Below are 15093 nucleotides of genomic sequence, written 5' to 3' on the forward strand. Positions count from 1 at the left end.
CCGCCGCCCGTGACGGAGACGGAAGGGGGCGGAGGTTTCGTCGCGCCCTGTCACGCTTCACTGACATGATGTCGGGCATGTCTATTTCCCCCCAGCCCCCACAGCCATCCGCAGCACCACCCGCCTCGGGGGTCCCTACAGGGCGCGGTCTACGGGGTGGATACATCGCGAGTCTGATCTCCCTGGTGGCCACGGTCGTGGTCTTCGGTGTCCTCCTCGCCCTGGGCCCCTGGGTACGCCACCCCACACCGGACTTCATCACCGAGACCGAACGGAACCTCGAGGTCGAGCTGGAGCTCGGTGAGGAACACCTGGGAGAACTCGGGATCTACGGCCGCTCGTTCAGTGGGGCGTGCTCGTTCCACCGTCCGTCCGGTACCCCGGGCGAGACGCAGATGAGAGGGGCTGCGTCCGTCTCCTACGGGGCGGAGGAGTGGAACCTGGTCCACATCCTGACGGTCGTCGAGCCGGGCACCCACAAGCTCGTCTGTTCCAACGACGAGACCGAGTTCGGTGTCGCCTCCATGCACGTGGTCGAGACCGCCTCCACCCGACAGATGCTGTGGGGGCTCACCTGGGTCGGTCTTCCCCTTCTGGGGCTGATCGCCACCGTGACCCTCGGGGTCCTCACCCTGCTGCGCGACCGCAGGGAGAAGGCCGCCGTCGCGGCGGGCCGTTGACCGTGCTCGAACGATCGTCAGGGGTCCGCCGTCGGCGGACCCCTTCTCCTCTTCGAGGACGATGGGACGACGTCCCGGCGGTCAGAGCGGGGTGACGGCCGTACCGGACAGGCCGTAGGTGATCTCGTACTCCTTGGTCTCACCGGTCGCGCCGTCCAAGGCCGTGCAGGTGCTCACATGCTCGTCGAGGACCGCGATCGCCACCTCGCCCTCGAACCCGCAATCGACGTAGGGCAGAAGGCTGTACACCCGAATGGTGTGCTCCAGCTGCTCGACGATGATCGGTCCGGTGACCAGGCGGGCCCTCTCCGCCGCGTGGTTCTCCGAGCTCAGTTCCTCGTCCAGCTCGACCAGGTACTCGAACTCCTCGCCCATGTAGGTGACGACGCAGCTGTAGCTCTTCTCCACATGAAGGTCGACGTCCGGCGGGCACTCGGAGGTGGCGTCGGGGTCGGCGGTCCAGTTCATCTCCGAGACCTTGACCAGGGCGTTGTGGGCGTTGATCTCGTGTCGGGGAGCGCCGCGTTCGGGCTCGGGCGGCATCTGCGACTCGTCGATGGAGGGGCCCCTCTGGTTCTCGGTGGGGACGTCACCGTAGGTGAAACCGGTGGTGTCGACCTCCGTGGCGGCCTCGGTGTCCGTGCCTCCGATCCCGCCGCAGGCGGTCAGGGCCAGTGAGAGAGCGGTTCCGACGAGGAGAAACGGTCCGGGACCGGTGGGGCGACGCATGGGGGGACTCCTGAGTCATGAAGGGAGCGGGGGTCATGCGTACTATCGCACCTTCCACGAGTGCCGCCGTACACGTCGGGCCCGCCCGCGGCCGAAGCCCGGACACGAGAGAAGGCCCCGCGGGGCGGGGCCTTCTCCGGTGTTCGGGGCGGGGATCGATCGGTCCCCCGTCGAGTCCGATCGAGTGCGCCTCCCGAACCCCGCGGCACCCCATCGACCTCACGCTTCGCGAGACCGATGGGCCGCCGGGCTTCTGGTGGGAGCCCCGTCGACGAGGAGGGACGTTCCTAGTACTCGGTGATCGACAGGGCGACACCGTCGACGATCTCGACCTCGGCCGTGATGGCGGTCCCGTTCGCGAGGGCGGCGTCGAACCGGTCGAAGTCACAGATCACGTCGCCGGTGTCGGGGTCCTGGACACCCCCGGCGCAGGCGTAGAGGCCCGCGTGGATCACGGTGTCCTCGGCCACGTAGAACGCCGTGCCGTCGACCATGTACTCACCGGGGGAGATGTACTCCAGGTCGCCGCTCACGAGTTCGGAGACCCCGTCCGCGGCGCCGTCCTCGGGGACCGGAGCCGACTCGGGGGTGTCCGTCGCGCCGGAGTCGTTCGGGGTCTCGCTGTCGTACTCGGTGATCGTCACGGCGATGATCTCGTCGTTCTCACCCGACTCCGCCTCGGCCTTGACGTGGACGGGGGCCTCCCCCCGGGCCGCGGCCTCGAAGGACTCCAGGTCGCATTCCACGACGCCGAAGCCGACGTCGTCGACCCCGTCCTCGGCGGGGCAGACGTCGAGGCCGCCCAGATAGCGGGTCTCCTCGCTGACGAAGAACGCCTGGCCGTCGATGACGAACTCGCCCGGGGCGAGGTACTCCAGTTGTCCCATGAGCGCGTCCTCTCCCGTCCGATCGGAGGCCTCCGACCGTCCGGAGTCGGACGACGCCACCGCGTCGATCACCTCTTGAGAGGAGCAGGCCGCGGAGCCCACGGCCACCAGACCGGAGGTCGCGAGGGCCAGGACGGTGTTGCGGATATCGCGCTTCATGCGCTTCCTTTCTTTCCCCCGGAAGGAGATGCTGAATTGCGGGTATTCGGGCATGACCAGGAAGGCATCGGAATTTTCGGGGGATGTGGAAACGCGCGAAGGGTGGGTCGCGGTGTTTCGAAAAATTCGGATCCGGCGCGCTTCACGAGGGCGCGCTCCTGCCGGCGTTCCTTGACGAGATCCGCTTCGACCTCGGTCTTCGTCTCATCGGATGGACGTCGCAGTCGACGTTCCACGGTTCCGGCCGCGGTGAGAACACCGTTCTCGGACGCTGATCGGACCGCTGTACCGGGGGTTCTCCATATCGAACCCCGGGTCACGTGTTCCGCTTTCTCTCCTCCGTTTCGCGGGTCGCCCCGCGTGCTCTCATTGTTCCTTTTCGGGCGTTCTGATGGCGGCCGGGGCGCCGAGGTTCTCCCGAATGAGGATTTTTTTCGAGCGTTCGCCCGGGTCCGTCGTTCCCGCGCAGGGATCGGGACATGAGAAAGGCCCTGCGAACAGGGCCTTCTCCGGTGTCGGGCAGAGGGGTCTCGGGCTCAGTGGGCCGCCACCGTGTTCGTCAGGAGGACGTCGTGGGTGCCGAACCTCATCTCGATCCGGTCACCGCCCTCCATCGAGAACCCACTGTGGAAGCTGCTGCGGTCGGCGCCGAGGTAGACGTAGTGCACGCGCCCCGGAGCGAGCAGCGCCTCGTACGCGAAGAGACCGGAGATCATCTCGGGCACGTCGTACAGGATGGCCTTGGTCCCCGTGGTGAAGGCGCCCTGCCACACGGGTCCGCCGTCCCGCTCGATGGTGACGTGGCCCGTGACGTGACGGGGCGGGGCGTCCAGGAAGAGCCAGGGGGAGATCCCCGCGTCGCAGAGCTTGGCGTAGGAGAGGTGCCCGTTGTTCCGCTTGAAACGACCGATGTCGGTCAGGTCGTTGCCGAAGGTGTGGCCGACGTAGCGCGGGGTTCCGGAGGGGTCGGTGAGGTAGACGAGGACGACCTCCGCCTCCTCCGTCAAAGCGACGGCTCCGGACGGTACGCGCAGCGTCTCTCCGGGAACCTTCAGGACGTCGCCGAGGCCCTTGAAGAACCAGTTGGGCATGGTGTTCTCGGCGGCGTCGACCTTGGCGTGATGGGTCGCCATGAAACCACCGACCAGCGCGTCGCCGACGGAGTCCGGCAGCAGTGGCGGACGGAGCCGTACGTCGGAGGCGGGGACGGGTGTCGCCTCACGTCCCCGGGTCAGGGCCTCGGTGAGGGCGGGGACGTCGCCGTCCGCCGCGAGCAGGGTGGCCTGGAGATCGAGATCGCCGAGCGGGTACAGGTGGAGGGTGGTGGACCCGGGGGAGTCGAGGCCGAAGTGGCGCTCGCCCCGGTGGACGCATTCGTACAGGGTGGGCATCAGGAGGTCACCTCGGAGGAAGCGGGGATCCAGCGGTCGTGGGCCCAGGACCGGGAGGCCCAGCGTTCGGCGGACGCGTTCAGGCGCATACCGAAGCCGGGGCCGGGAGGCGGTGCCAGGGTGTTGGTCCGGCGGTCCACCAGGGGGCGCGGTGAGACGATCACGTCGGAGTCGGCGAAGAAGCGGTCGGACTGACCGGCCTCGACGGTGAGTGCGTCCGGGGCGCGGAAGGCCAGGGCCCGTCCGGCGTTGATCAGGGGCCCGACCTCCGCGACCTGCACACCGATCTGGAAGGCCAGGCCCGTGCCCCGGGCGTACGAGATCAGACGGGACGAGGCGGACAGGCCGCCGTTCTTGGCGACGCGCACGTTCACGGCGTCGCACGCCTCGGTGTCCACGGCCGTCCGGGCGTCCGCGAGAGTGAGGATCGACTCGTCCAACATGACGCGGACGCCGGTCTCCCGACGTAGGACGCGAAGGTCCTTCCAGGAACGAGGGGGCAGTGGCTCCTCCAGGAGATCCACTCCGACGTCGCGCAGCCGGAGGGCGTTCGGCACGGCGGTCTCGGAGGTCCAGCTCATGTTCGCGTCGACCATGACGGGGATCTCCGGGCCCAGCCGCTCCCGGATCGCCGTGATCGTACGGACGTCCCGTTCGAGGTCGGTGGAGGCCTTGACCTTGACGAAGTGGAAGGGCCCGCGCTCGTTCAGAAAGGTGTCGACGTCGGTTCCCAGATCGAGGACCTGGGAGATCGGAAGCATCGACGGTTCCGAGGACGTTCGGATCGGATCGGGCACGAGGTCGGTGGCGGGGAGGTCGAGGCGGCGGGCGATCAGGTCCAGCACGGCCGTCTCGATCAGACAGATCAGGTTGTTGTTCCGTCCGGGGGCACCGCCTGCGACGGCGGGACTCAGGACCTCCGCGAACACCTCCTCGAAGGGCGCCTCCCGTAGCCGTTCCAGGAGATCCTCCGGAGGAACGGACCTCAACCGGGCGAACAACCGGTCCATCGGGACCCGGAGCAGGGCCTCGCCCACGCTCGCGGTCGTCTCACCGGTGACGTAGGAACGCGGCGCGCATTCTCCGACCCCGGTCGTGCCGTCGACGGTCAGACTCAGGACGAGGCCGTCGGCGGTGGAACGGCGGGCCGCCGGGTGGTCGAACCGGACCAGCATCGGCGGCGCCGCCCGGTACAGCCGGGCCCCGGACTCAGACATCCCGGTCCAGGCCTTGGAGCAGGGTGTGGGTGGACGCCCAGTCGACGAGGTCGTCCCGGACGTCGGTGTAGAAGAGGTAGTGCCGATCGGTCGGGAAATGGATGATCGTGCCCCGTTCGGTGACCATCCGGTCGAACACGCGGCGGCTGTCGTCGAGGTCGAGGAAGGGGTCGGTCAGCCCGGCCACGAACACGGTCGGTACACGGGGAGGTTCACTCCGGTCCGGGTGGTCCGGGTCGACGTAGAGGCGTTCCAGCTCCAGGAGGGTGCCGCGGGAGCGGCGGGTGATCGACCGGATCGCGAGATCGTCGTCGTCGATGAACCGCTGGTAACGGGGTACCGCGGTGAAGTCCTCCGACCGCAGACCGGCGTCCCACAGTTGGGTTCCGGTGTCGGCGGCCAGGGCCGCCCGTTCGCTCTCGCCGAGCAGCGAGTGCAGCCGTCCCAGCCACGTCGAGCAGTAGACGGCGGCCTCGTAGCGGACGGTGAAGTCGGCGTGGTGCACCAGGGCGGCCAGGAAGGACCCTCCCAGACAGTGCCCGAAGAGGGACAGGGGGACGTCGTCGCCGATCGTCTCGCGAACGTGGGTCAGGGCGACGGTGTAGTCGGAGATGACGGTGGCCACGTCCGGGATCTCGTTTCGGGGGCCGTCGCTGACCCCGCTGCCGCGTCGGTCCAGGACGAAGAAGGCGATGTCGTTGTCCGCGAACCGGGGCCCCACCTCCCACAGCCACCCGGCGTGGCTCTGTAACCCGTGGAAGTAGAAGACCGCGCCCTTGGGGCGGCGTCGGGGCCGCCACAGGTGGAGGGCCAGCCGGGCACCGTCGTCGGCCGACAGCGTGATGATCTCTCGACGTACGTTCTGAGGCGGCCTCTTGGTCTCGATCACCGGTGCGCTCCCGTCGATGCCGTGTCGCCGAGGATGTCGGCGGCGAAGTCGGTGTCCTGCTGGAAGGGCTTGTACTTGTACTGGGTGGTGTTGCCCCGCTGCCGGCGGGACTCGACGTAGGCGGCGATACCGCCGTGCGGGACGGTGGTGAAGGTGAGCGGGGCGAGTCTGCCGCTGGTGCGCTTGGAGGCGTACTCGATGTTGATGTCCTGGAGCGCGCGGTCCACCCCCTCCGACAGGAGACGGTCCTGTTCCTCGCCGGGGTCGGAGATCTCGCCGACCATCACGTAGTACGGCGGCTCGCTCCAGCGCGGACCGCACAGGTAGAGCCCGACCGAACGTCCGGCCGCCGTCATGGCCCGTTCGATGGCCCTGGTGACCTGGGTCTCGGTGATCTTCTCCCCGGTGAAGGAGTGGAAGATCCCGTCCCGGTGGACGAAGTGCACCCATGGGGTTCCGTCCACGAACCGGTCGACGTGGTAGACGTCGCCGGTCCACAGTCGGTACAGGCCGTTGGCCTGGGTCATGATCAGGTGATAGTCGCGACCCTCCTCCACCTCGTCGAACAGCAGGGTCTCGACCCGCTCGCCCGCGTCGAGCAGGGCGCCCAGGTCCGTCTCCGCCGGTACGAACTCGAAGAAGGCCTGGCCGACCGCCAGAGGCTGGCTGTTGAGGGAGTCGTCGACGGGGATGGTGGTCACCCCCTCGGTTCCGCAGCTCATGAACGGCATGGCGGACACCCCGGGGAGGACGGCCTCCAACCGGGGCAGGTAGAGCTTGGCCGAGGACGACAACCAGGAACTGTAGGTGTTCAGCGACGGCCAGACGTCCTTGAGCGTGAACTCGCCCCGGTCCAGGATCGCCTGGAAGCGGCGGGCCCGCTCGGGGTCGGGGTCGGTGTGGGGCCGACCTTCGAGCGTGCCCTCGGCGAGGTCGCGGACCAGGTCCTCTCCGTGCTCGACGATGAGGTCGCGCAACGAGATCAGGGTGCTCGGGTTGATGGCCGAGACGAAGCGCAGGTCCTCGCCGAGGAAGTGGCGGATCCGGTGGTACATCCGCCCGGAGTGCGAGGAGGGCGCGGCGGTGCCGAACCACGGCGCGGCGGACCACGGCGGGTTCCAGTCCCGGGCGTTGATCTTCGGATGGCGGTTGCTGATGGCCTGATAGGGGACGCCGGCCAGGAAGTCGTCGACGTCCTCGTAGACGGTCTGGGTGTCGAGCGCCGCGTACGGGTGGGCGAGGATCTCGGGGTGGTGTTCCAGGTAGACGCCCCACATGGCCCGCATCGCGGGGATACGGTACTTGAGCAGCCAGTGCAGGGTGTAGGGGACACGTTTGGGGACGCCCGTCGTCCCGCTCGTCTTCAACCAGCGCAGGACGGGGCTACAGGAGAGGGTTCCGCCCTTGGTCCGGATCTCACGGTCGATCTCTTCGGTGAAGTCGTCGTAGCGCATCACGGGAAGGGTGTCCCGGAAGGCGTCCGGGGCCGTCGTGAGGACGTCGTGACCGCGCTCCTTCCAATGGAGCGAGTCCGCGCACAGGGCGATGACGTCGTCGAGGACCCGTCTCTGTGCCGTGGCCGGGTCCTTCAGGTCCACCAGGAAGGCCTCCCCGGCCCGCCGGCATTCCTCCGCGAAAGGGACACGGCGCGTGCGCCAGTGCTTCTGCCACTGCGTACTGCCCACGATGTCAGCTTCCTTCTCAGCTCGGTCTTCCTGTACGCCGGTGGGTCATGGGCTCGGTCGATGTGGGTTTCTCGGGTGCCAGGACACGGAACCGGCTCCCGTGGAACACCAGGGGTTCGGCCGGTCCGGTCGGTGCGCCGTCGATGGTGGAGGCGATGATCAGTTCGTGGTCGCCCGCCGGGTGGACCACGGTGATCGCGCAGTCCAGCCAGCCCAGCCCGTCCGCCGGGACGGGGTGGCCGGCCGGGGTGGACGTCCAGCCGCGTCCGGCGAACCGGTCGGCGGCGCGGACGCCGAAACGTCGACAGAGGTCGACGTGCCCCTCTCCGAGGATGCTGACGGCGAAGTCTCCGGTCGCCCGGATCCTCGGCCAGGTGGTCGAGGTGCGGGCCGCGCAGAAGGCGACGAGCGGAGGGTCGAGTGAGACGGAGGTGAAGGAGTTGACGACCATGCCCGCGGGGCCGTCCTCCGTACGCGTGGTGATGAGGACGACCCCGGTGGCGAAACGGCCGAGGACGTCCCGGAACAGACGCCGGTCCAGGGGACGGTGCGCCGACGTGCTCTGTTGCGTCATGCGGATGCTCTCCCCTTGTTCCACCGTTCGTTCCCGGACGCCCGGCCGTGACGGGTCATCGAGGTCTTACCGGGAGGAACGGGCGGCGATCGCCCGGTCCACGGCCTCCCGCGGCCGGTCCGCGGCACCGTTGATCCGAGGGGCGACGTGGCGCGCCAGGAGTTCGAGGCTGCGGTCGGTGTTCTCGTAGGTGGTCCAGTCCGCGGCGTAGACCAGGAGGGTGCCGAAGCCGCCGGTGGCCTCCTGCATCTTCCGGATGCCGGCGACCACGTCGTCCACGGAGCCGACGAGGGCTCCGCCGGCCTCGACCCGGGCCTCCAGGAGCTGCTCTCGAGGGACACCGGGGGGCTGGACGTCGCGTCCCGCCGCCTTGCCGAAGTACTCGAACAACCAGCGGTCGTAGCCCTCGCGGACCTCGTCGAACGCCTGTTTCCGGGTCTCGGCGACGTGCACCGGAAGGGCGATGCGCCATCGATCGCGGTCCAGGGTCCGGCCGAACTCCTCGGCGGCCTCCTCCGCGTACTTCCACTGTTGGGCCAGGCCGATGTGGTCCGGGGCGCCCGGGGTCATCAGCGCGAACGGGAGGGCGAAGGAGGTCATGCTCAGTCCGTACCGGCCGATGAGGCGGGGGCTGGTCACCGAGGTGCCGGAGGTGGCCAGCGCGACCTCGATCGGGTCGGGTCCGAACCGGGGCAGCTGAAGTCTGGCGTTCCGCAGCTCGTACCAGTCGGTCTTCTGGTCGACGATACCCTCGCCGTTGACCAGCTCGAGAAGGCTCGGCAGCGCCTCGTCCAGACGCCTGCGCTGGGTCGCCCCGTCGAGGCCGAACATGGGCGCGTCGAAGGGGACGCCCGGGCCCACGCCCAGGATGTAGCGGCCCTGGGAGAGGTGGTGCAGGTGTACGGCACGACTGGCGACGTGGAAGGGGTGGTGGCCGGAGAGCGGGACCACGCCGTGCGCGAGCCTGATCTGCCGGGTGCGTTGACTCGCGGCGGCGATCAGGGTCTCGGGGGCGCCGACGAGACCCCAACCCAGGGTGTGGTGTTCGCCGAACCAGGCCTCGTCGAAGTTCAGGCGGTCGGCGAGCTCCACGAGGTCGAGGTCGCGTTGGATCGCCAGATGCGGGTCCTGTCCCGTCTCGTGGACGGGGGACAGGAAGATACCTATACGACTGTGCACGGATGTGCCTCCGGTAGAGGAGAGGGGCGGGGCGATGGTGGGGCCCGAAGGTCAGGCCAGGCGGTAGAGCGACCCCTGGAGGGCGCGGGCCGCCTCATGATCGGCGGCGAGCCGATCTTCGTCGTCCGAGGTCAGATAGATGCGCATGGCGGCCGAGAGCAGGTCCGTGGTGGGGCGGATCCGATCGCCCGGCCCGTACTTCGGACTGGTCAGGAACACGCTGGGCAGTTCGTTGATCCGTGCGAGGACGTCCTGGTCCACGCTCTCCAGGACACCGTCGAGCGTGGTGGCCGGGTTGTAGCTGTAGGCGGACCGGAGCTTGCGGTAGGTCCGACCGCCGTACTCTCGGACGAACCTCTCGGGGTGGACGTAGGCCAACGCGGAGAGACCGGCCTGGTCGACGCCCAGGCACAGCTCTTGGAAGCCGGGGTGCACCAGACCGTTGAGACGGGCGGCGATCTCGACCAGGACCGGCCCCTGGTCGGTGACGATGACCTCGGCGTGGGCGGGGCCCCACCGTATGTTCAACGCCGCGAGGACCTCGTCCACGTAGGCGATGAGTTCCGGGACCGGCGCCTCGTCCGGGGCCAGCAGGATCTCCCGGTCGTAGACCCTCTGCCCGGAGGGCAACGGCCTCTTCTCGTACCGCCAGACCCCGGCGACGTGGCGGTGGCCGTCGGCTCCGACGGTGTCGACGATGTACTCCGTCCCCTCCAGGTAGGACTGGACCAGTACCTCGGTGTTGGTGGAGCCGAAGATGTCCCGGGAACCCAGGTTCCGTTCGACGGCGGTCCGGACCTCCTCGGCGTCATCGCAGACGAACACGCCGTCGGAGGCGGCCGAACCGACCGGCTTGACCACCACGGGCCAGGCGCCGCGGTCCCGCGCCCACTTGACGAGCAGCTCGGGATCGTCGCTCTTGATCTGGTCGGCGCAGCGCACCCCGGCCCGGCGCAGCGTCTCGATCATCTCGTACTTGTCGCGACGGGCGGGGGAGAGCGCCGTGCCGTTGGACTTCACGTCGAGGGCTGCGCTGAGCCGGTCGGCCACCCGTACCGAGGACTCCTGACCCGGGACCACGGCGATCGGATCGTAGGGCCGCAGGAGTTCGACCAGTCGTTCCTCGTCGGAGCAGACGATGTTCTCCGCGTAGGCGGAGAGCTCGGGGGCGCGCATGGTCGGGATGAGTTCCGGGGTGCTCTGTACATGGACCACCCGGGCGCCGACGGAGGCGAAGGCCCCCGGGTAGAAGTTTCCTGCCGAGTAGCCGTCGACGACGACGGCGGTGGGCGCTTCGGGGTTCAAGACCGTTCCTCAGGTGTGTCGTGCGGGGTTTTCTCGATGAAGCCGGCCAACCGCGCGATCCCTTCGCGGATCGCGTCGGGGGCGAGGTTGCTGAAGCCGATGCGGATCTCACGACGCCCGCCGTCGTCGTCGAGGTGGAACATGCTCATGGGGGCCCAGCTCACCCCGTGGTCACGGGCCGAACGTTCCATGGCCGCGAGGTCGGCGATGAAGGGGACCTTGAGGACCAGGAAGAACCCGCCGCTCGGGGTGTTCCAGGTGACCCCGTGGTCACCGCCGTCGGGGAAGTGCTCGGCCAGGGCGTCCAGGGCCGCCCTCAGTCGCTCCTGGTAGATCGCGGCGAGTTCACGGGTGGCGGAGCGCAGGTCGTAGCCGTTCTCCACGAGGATCCCGCCGACCACGGCCTGGGAGAGGGTGGAGGAGCCGACCGTGAACATGGCCTTGGCCGGGGAGAGGGACTCGGCGAGGGTACGGGTGTTCCCCTCGGAATCGATGACCTCCTGGTCGGCGACCAGGTAGCCGAGGCGGGCCCCGGGGAAGGTCGACTTGGCGAAGGAGCCCAGGTAGACGACCCGACGATCGGTGTCCAGGGACTTCAGTGTGGGGAGCGCGGCGCCCTCGGCGGCGAAGAGCCCGTACGGGTTGTCCTCCAGGATCACGAGGTCCTCTTCGGCGGCCACCTCCAGCAGCCGGCGGCGGGCCGCGAGGGGGACCACCGTGCCGGACGGGTTGGAGAAGTCGGGCACCAGGTAGAGGGCCACGGCCCTTCGGCCCTCGGACCGCACCCGGCGGGCGGCCTCGGCCACCGCCTCGGGGTCGAGCCCGTCCGGGCCCTCGAGGATCCCGTGCACGGGGACGTCGAGCATGCGCGCCGCGCCTCGGATGCCCACGTAGGCGGGCGAGACCGACAGCAGGACGTCGTCGGCCGAGGTGATCAGGCCGCGCAGGGCGACCAGGGCCGCCTCCTGGAACCCGTGCGTGATCATGACGGCCTCGGGCGGAACGTCGATGTCCTCGTCCTGCTTCAGCATCAGGGCGACCTCGTCCCGGATGAGGCCGTTGACCGGCCCGTACTGGAAGAGGAGCCGGGTGACGCGTTCCTCGGGAAGGCCCTTGGCGCGTAGGTGCTCGATGTACCGCTCGACGTGGCGGGAGAGATCGGTGAGGTCGTGGTTCCCGTCGTAGGGGGCTCCCGACGAGAACGACAGGGAATCGGGGAAACGCAGCGCGGTCTCGCTGAGGACGCGCATGGACCCCATCTCGGGGTCGACGACCCCGGCGTGCAGGGAATCATGATCGAACGAGAGCATGTCAGCGACCACCTTCCGAGGAGAGGGCCTCTTCGGCGCGGTCGGGTACGGAGATCCAGGCGCCCTTGCCCGGTGCCCATTCCCTGATCCGGGTTCCGGCGACGACCCCGCCTCGGACGTAGGGCTCCTCGTCCAGCACCTTCCGAAGTTCCTCGCGGTCCGCCACCTCGTAGAGCAGAAGCCCGGCGTTGTCACCGATGACCGGGCCGCCGAGCAGCAGGACGCCGCTCTCGGCGAGGCGATAGAGGTTCTCCGCGTGGGCCGGATGCAGGCCTTGGCGGCCCTCCCGGTCCACGTTGTACTCGAATTCGACGACGAACTTCGCCATACCGGCTCCTTGTGCGATGTTTCCTACCGAGGGCGGGGAAGGCCCTCACATGTAAAGTCCGCCGTTGATGTCGATGACGGATCCGGTCGAGTAGCCGGCGCTCTCGGAGCACAGGTGCAGTACGCTCCCGGCGGCCTCGGCGACCGTGCCGTACCGGCCCATGGGGAGTCGGGCCAGGACGGCCTTCCGCTCCGCCTCGTCGCGACGCTCGAGGGCGCCCGCCACCCGCTCGGTGGCGATCGGCCCGTGGGCCACCACGTTCACGACCACACCGGTGCCGGCGAGTTCATGCCCCATCTGCTTGGTCATGCCGATGACGGCGGCCTTCGAGGCGACGTAGGCGGCGTTGTTGAAACGGCTGAACGTACGGCCGCCCGTCGACGCGAAGTTGACGATGCGGCCGTAACCGTCCCGCACCATGCGTGGCGCGACCACCTTGATCGCGATCCACGTACCGACCACGTTCTCCAGGTGCGTCTGCTCGAAGTGGTGGTGTTCCAGGTCGGCGTAGCCGATGATCCGGGTGTCGCCGCCGACCCCGTTGACGAGGATCGAGGGGGCGTGGCGTTCGGTGATCTCCGTCAGCAGTCGCTCCGCGGCGGGGACATCGGTGACGTCGCCGACGATCGCTTCGACCTTCGTCCTCGGCGACAGCTCCTCGGCCAGACGGGTGACGGCCTCCTCGTCCTTGTCGAAGAGGACGAGGGGGTGTCCACCGGCGGCGAGCTCCCGGGCGACCTCGGAGAGGATTCCACCTGCGGCGCCGATCATGAGGGCGGTACGTGCGGTCACTTACTTTCACCTGGCCTGTGTGGGATATGGCGTGCTGGAAAGTCGTTCTGCCGGATCGCCCGTACCGGTGGATCGGGGGCTCGCACCAGAGATGACGGCTCGATCGGCCGTGGGCGGAGAAGGTGGTGCCGGATTCACCTCGGAATCGTCGGTGATGCAATCCGGTGCTGAATTTTCCCGGTCTTTTCGAGGGCTTATTAATGCGCCGGAGAAAAGGGCTCTTGGTGGCCGTGGGATACGCAATCGATCGTGCAACAGCCTAAAGTCGCCGTCAATGTGACCTGAATCACATTGCTACTTCTCTAGGGAAGTGGGTACCTTGATGGCCGCGCATATAGGAAATGCGACTTGTGTTTTTTGAATCTTTGCAGTTCAGGCACCATGATCACGATCTGGGGAGTCCGACTCCGCGAAAGTCGACTGCGGAGGAATTTCCTTTCCACTGCACTGATGTCCGGTTCGGGTCGTTCGTAGGCCCTCTTGTGGCCGGATTCGGCCATTGTTCTTCACATACGTGGCCGGTATCGGCCATTGATCACGAGAAACGGGAATGGGTGTCCGTCCGCACCGTCGGTGGGCGAGGTACCTGAGCAGCGATCGAGCACCCACTATCGGATGGGCGGACCATGCGACCCGACTCCCCTTGGCGCGTACGTGACTTCCGTGTGCTGTTCACCGCCTCCACGCTCAGCCAACTCGCCACCAACGTCAGCTACGTCGCCGTGCCGCTCGTCGCGGTGGCGGCCCTGGACGCCGGCCCCGGACAGGTCGGCGCGCTCGCGACCCTGAGCACCGTCGCGTTCCTCCTCATCGGGTTACCCGCCGGCGCCTGGGTGGACCGGATCAGCCATCGACGGGTACTGATCACCGCCGACCTGTGTCGGGCGTTGTTGTTCCTCACCGTGCCGCTCGCCTGGTGGGCGGACTCCCTGACCCTGATCCACCTCTACGCGATCGTGTTGTTGAACGGCTGCGCCACGGTGTTCTTCGACGTGGGATCGCAGAGTGTCCTGCCCTCTCTGGTCGACCGCCGAAGCCTGGTCCAGGCCAACGCCGACATCAACACGTTGATCGCCGCCGGCAACGTGGCCGGTCGCAGCGCGGGCGGCGCTCTGGTCGCACTGCTCACCGCACCCGTGGCCCTCGCGGTCAGTGCCTGCTCCTACCTGGCCTCGGCCCTACGACTCACCTCTCTACGGCACACGCCCCCGGCGCCCGCCCCCGAGAAGGGACCCCCGTTGCGGGCCCAGATCGGGGAGGGGCTGCGGCACGTGTTCGGCAAGAGGGAACTCCGGGCCCTCGCGATCACCGCGGCCCTCGCCAACCTGGGCTCGTCGGTCGTCAACACCATGCTCCCGATCTGGTTCGTCCGTGAGCTCGGCCTGTCGTCGGCCACATTGGGGCTCTTCTGGGCCGCCGGTGGCGTGGGCCTGTTGTGCGGGGCCCGATGCGCCCGACCGGTCGCGGCCCGACTCGGTTACGGGCGCACCCTCGGCGTCGTCGGTCTGTGCCTGGCGCCCGCGGGCCTGCTCGTGCCCCTGGTCGGCCAGGGCGTCTGGCTCTATCTGGCCGGAACCGGCTGGTTCCTGGCCATGTTCAAGATCGGTATGGATAATGTGCTCGGCGTCAGTCTGCGCCAGCGCATGACCGCCGACCGTTTGCTCGGCCGCATGAACGCCACCTTCCGATTTCTCCTGACCGGTGCGCTCGCGATCGGCGCGGCGCTCTCCGGTGTACTGGGTGAACTGATCGGAGTGCAGGCCACCCTGTGGGTGGGTGGCGTATTCATGGCGACGGCCTTTATCCCGGTTTTCCTGTCGCCGGTCGTCAAGCTCCGTGAACTTCCCGAAGAACAGCCGCAGAACGCAGAATCATGATCCTTCGAACGAATCGACACCTCCCACGAGGAGAATGTTATGACAACCGTTGGAAATGGTTTAGAGGCAAAAGATCACGCTGACAGGTCGG

General features: G+C 68.2%; 14 protein-coding genes. 2 read left to right on the forward strand and 12 right to left on the reverse strand.

Going from position 1 to position 15093, the window contains the following annotated elements:
* The first annotated feature begins 185 nt into the window (after positions 1-185).
* Positions 186-680, forward strand: a complete 495-nt coding sequence (locus tag U9J66_RS14790; RefSeq protein WP_161111153.1) for a hypothetical protein — start codon at positions 186-188, stop codon at positions 678-680.
* Positions 681-761: 81 nt separating this feature from the next.
* Here the strand turns inward: U9J66_RS14790 and U9J66_RS14795 are convergent, their stop codons facing one another.
* The 12 genes from U9J66_RS14795 to U9J66_RS14850 all read right to left on the reverse strand — a co-directional run bounded on the left by U9J66_RS14795 (position 762) and on the right by U9J66_RS14850 (position 13125).
* Positions 762-1409, reverse strand: a complete 648-nt coding sequence (locus U9J66_RS14795; protein WP_014910622.1) for a hypothetical protein — start codon at positions 1407-1409, stop codon at positions 762-764.
* Positions 1410-1696: 287 nt separating this feature from the next.
* Complete coding sequence (locus tag U9J66_RS14800; RefSeq protein ID WP_326337946.1) at positions 1697-2455, reverse strand: hypothetical protein; 759 nt, start codon at positions 2453-2455, stop codon at positions 1697-1699.
* Between the two features lie 536 nt (positions 2456-2991).
* A complete protein-coding gene (locus tag U9J66_RS14805) occupies positions 2992-3846 on the reverse strand; it encodes a fumarylacetoacetate hydrolase family protein (protein ID WP_042282248.1) in 855 nt (284 codons plus the stop codon).
* Complete coding sequence (locus tag U9J66_RS14810; RefSeq protein WP_161111156.1) at positions 3846-5063, reverse strand: mandelate racemase/muconate lactonizing enzyme family protein; 1218 nt, start codon at positions 5061-5063, stop codon at positions 3846-3848. Before U9J66_RS14810 ends, U9J66_RS14805 begins: the two co-directional genes overlap by 1 nt.
* Entirely contained in the window at positions 5056-5952 is an 897-nt protein-coding gene (locus U9J66_RS14815; protein ID WP_161111157.1) for an alpha/beta hydrolase, read from the reverse strand. Before U9J66_RS14815 ends, U9J66_RS14810 begins: the two co-directional genes overlap by 8 nt.
* Positions 5949-7637 (reverse strand): GH3 family domain-containing protein, encoded by a 1689-nt coding sequence (locus tag U9J66_RS14820; RefSeq protein ID WP_326337947.1) that lies wholly within the window; start codon positions 7635-7637, stop codon positions 5949-5951. Before U9J66_RS14820 ends, U9J66_RS14815 begins: the two co-directional genes overlap by 4 nt.
* Before the next feature lie 16 nt (positions 7638-7653).
* Entirely contained in the window at positions 7654-8211 is a 558-nt protein-coding gene (locus U9J66_RS14825) for a flavin reductase family protein (protein WP_017534601.1), read from the reverse strand.
* A gap of 66 nt (positions 8212-8277) precedes the next feature.
* Complete coding sequence (locus U9J66_RS14830) at positions 8278-9390, reverse strand: LLM class flavin-dependent oxidoreductase (protein ID WP_326337948.1); 1113 nt, start codon at positions 9388-9390, stop codon at positions 8278-8280.
* Positions 9391-9441: 51 nt separating this feature from the next.
* Positions 9442-10695: an ATP-grasp domain-containing protein gene (locus tag U9J66_RS14835; RefSeq protein ID WP_161111159.1), complete on the reverse strand. Its 1254-nt coding sequence runs from the start codon at positions 10693-10695 to the stop codon at positions 9442-9444.
* A complete protein-coding gene (locus tag U9J66_RS14840; RefSeq protein ID WP_326337949.1) occupies positions 10692-12005 on the reverse strand; it encodes an aminotransferase-like domain-containing protein in 1314 nt (437 codons plus the stop codon). The genes U9J66_RS14835 and U9J66_RS14840 overlap by 4 nt, the downstream gene beginning before the upstream one ends.
* A gap of 1 nt (position 12006) precedes the next feature.
* Positions 12007-12333 (reverse strand): YciI family protein, encoded by a 327-nt coding sequence (locus U9J66_RS14845; protein ID WP_014909441.1) that lies wholly within the window; start codon positions 12331-12333, stop codon positions 12007-12009.
* Between the two features lie 45 nt (positions 12334-12378).
* Positions 12379-13125 carry an SDR family NAD(P)-dependent oxidoreductase gene (locus U9J66_RS14850; protein WP_014913549.1) on the reverse strand — a complete coding sequence of 249 codons (747 nt, stop codon included), beginning with the start codon at positions 13123-13125 and terminating at the stop codon, positions 12379-12381.
* A 626-nt stretch (positions 13126-13751) separates the two neighbouring features.
* Between U9J66_RS14850 and U9J66_RS14855 the strand changes: the two genes are divergently transcribed.
* Positions 13752-15002: an MFS transporter gene (locus tag U9J66_RS14855; RefSeq protein ID WP_017534604.1), complete on the forward strand. Its 1251-nt coding sequence runs from the start codon at positions 13752-13754 to the stop codon at positions 15000-15002.
* Positions 15003-15093 lie beyond the last annotated feature (91 nt).

It is taken from the genome of Nocardiopsis sp. LDBS1602 (assembly GCF_035818715.1).
Lineage (GTDB): Bacteria > Actinomycetota > Actinomycetes > Streptosporangiales > Streptosporangiaceae > Nocardiopsis > Nocardiopsis alba.